Annotated in this window: 1 protein-coding gene; it reads left to right on the top strand. The window is 66.6% G+C overall.

From position 1 onward, the window contains the following. The coding region (locus G7A99_RS18085) for a WG repeat-containing protein (protein WP_163142788.1) at positions 1–2,455 on the top strand (2,455 nt) is incomplete at both ends.

Below are 2,455 nucleotides of genomic sequence, written 5' to 3'. Positions count from 1 at the left end.
CCGTCGACGGCTTCGCCGAGTATCGCTGGGGATTCATCGATACAGCGGGCGCACTGGCAATCCCGCCGCGGTTCGAGGATGTCACCGATTTCCACGGCGGACTGGCCGGCGCCTACGACGGCGAGCAGTGGGGCTATATCGATCGCCGGGGCGAATGGGCCATCGAACCACAGTTCGAGGACGTTCGGGCTTTCCGGGATAACGGTATCGCGGCCGCTGTCCGTGACGGCGAGTGGGTGCTCATCGACCGTTCGGGGGCAGCCCTCAACGTCGAGTTGCACGATCATGTGAACCAAATCCGTGTCGGCGACGGTACCCCCGTGCGGGTCGAGGTCGAGTACGGAGCCACCTACGAGAACGCCGATGGAGAGACGCTCGCCGTACCCGAGGGGATCACCCTGGTCGAGCCGTTCGGGTCGGCGGGGCTGTTCATCGCACGCCGCGATCGCCGGTACGGACTCATCGACCGGGATCTGGAATGGCAGATCAAACCGGATTACAGGGATATCAGCGCGCCGTCGGAGTCCGGGGCGGCGGCCTTGGCTGCGGGCGGTCCCGAGGGCGATGCACTGATTCGCCAGGATGGCAGCGCTGTGGGGAAGGACGGCGCAGCCGTGCGGCGTAGGGGCGATTTCTGGCGCGTTACGTGGCCTGACGGCCGTAATGCCGTCTTCGATCTCCAGGGCGAACGAATCGCCGAATTCGGTGGGGAGGCTGACAGTCGCGTCAGGGCAATGGGTTCCTTCCTGGTCGATTCGGGGGGCGACAGCACGAAGGTCATCGGACCGGCGTTCGACGAGCCGGTCGTGCTCGCCTCCGGGCTCACTCCCAAACCGGTTCGTTCCGCCGGCCTGTTGGTGGTGTTCGACGGCGAGACGCTGGCGGGCGTGATTCTCGGATCCGGCACCTATCTCACCGGCGAGGACAGCAAGGACGGCCGCGACTGGTTCGGGCAGATCGCCTACGCCGAGCGTCACGGCGCGTGGACGTGGTTCCGCGACCGGGACAAGGCGCTAATCCAGATCGTCGATCCGCACGGGCGTCCCCTGCTCGACGAGGCCACGCGCAAACGCCTCGGCAACCACCATATCGAGCCCCTGGAAACGGCGGAGGGCGGGGCCGGGGACAATCCGGCCGCGATTGCGTTGATCAGCGAGAGCCGGTACTGCCACTGCGGGCCCGGTGCCGGCATGTTGATGTCCGACGGCCAGCTCGAATTCCACGAAGACTGGCAAAAGGTCGAGTCGCTCGATATCCGCGGGCCCGTGCGTGGGCGGCGCTTCGCGTTTCACACCGACGAAGGCGTCGGGATCCTCGACGGGCAGGGTTCGGTCATCCTCGCCGCCGGGCAGGAGCATATCGATGATTTCCACCACGGCAATGCCCTTGTGTACGGAGATGGCGTGACCCGGGTCGTGGACCGCTCGGGGCAGCTCTTCGACATACCCAACGGCTTCGGCATGTCGGTGGTCGCCCCCGGAATCATGCGTTATCGCAGGAGCGCCGCGGCGGAGGCGCTGTTCAGTCTCTACGACCTCACCTCGCAGCAACCGATCACCAAACCCCGGTTCCAGGACGTGGGGGATTTTCACGACGGTCAGGCCACGGCGGTCTCGCCGGAAGGGAAGACCGGTGTGATCGACAGGGCCGGCGAGTGGGTGCTGGCGCCGGCGTATGCCGCGGTTGAGCCGGTCAACGGCCAGCTGTGGATCGTTCAGCGGCGCCGTGGGAGCGACCCGTTCGAGGACATCCCCCGAGCGCTGGTCGACGCGGACGGCGAGACGATCGTTCCCTATACGGAAGGTCTGCTTTCCGCGACGGTGCTCGACAACGGCAGTGTCGAGGTCCGGGCACACGGTCCGGCCGGTGTCCACAAGTTGCTGAGTCCGTCCGGGGAGGTGCTTTTCGATGGCGACGAGGCGACGTTCACCGTCATGGGCGACTTGCTGAGGCTGCGGCGTCGCCCCGCCGTCGGCTACCTCGGTGACGACCACGAATGGGCCATTGGGCTCGAACCCGGCACGGGCAGTGTTTTCCATGCCGATCCGCAAAGGGCTTTGCGTTCAAGCGGCGAGGGAGCGGAGATCATCGATGCCGAGGGCAGCGTCGTCGCGACCCTGCCGGACGGCGAATGGCGCTGGCCGACCGCTGCGTCCCACATCATAGGGCGTGTGCACGAGGGCGGGGTGACGAAAACGAAATACGCCGATCCGAACGGCGAGATCACCCTCATCGTTGACGGCAAGGCCGGCGTGTTCCACGGCGATACGGCGATGGTGAGCCGAACCGATGGCGAGGACGGGTTCTGGGTAGACGCCTCGGGGGAACGCCGGGAGATCCCGGGACGTTACTCGGACCTCGGGCTGCCCGCCGACAACGGCCTGGCCTACGCGGCCAGCGGCGGCCGTTACGGCTTCATCGACGGGGACGGACGGTACGTCATACCGCCGGTCTA

Source organism: Arhodomonas sp. KWT, from assembly GCF_010993615.1.
This window is presented reverse-complemented; position numbering and strand designations above follow the sequence as displayed.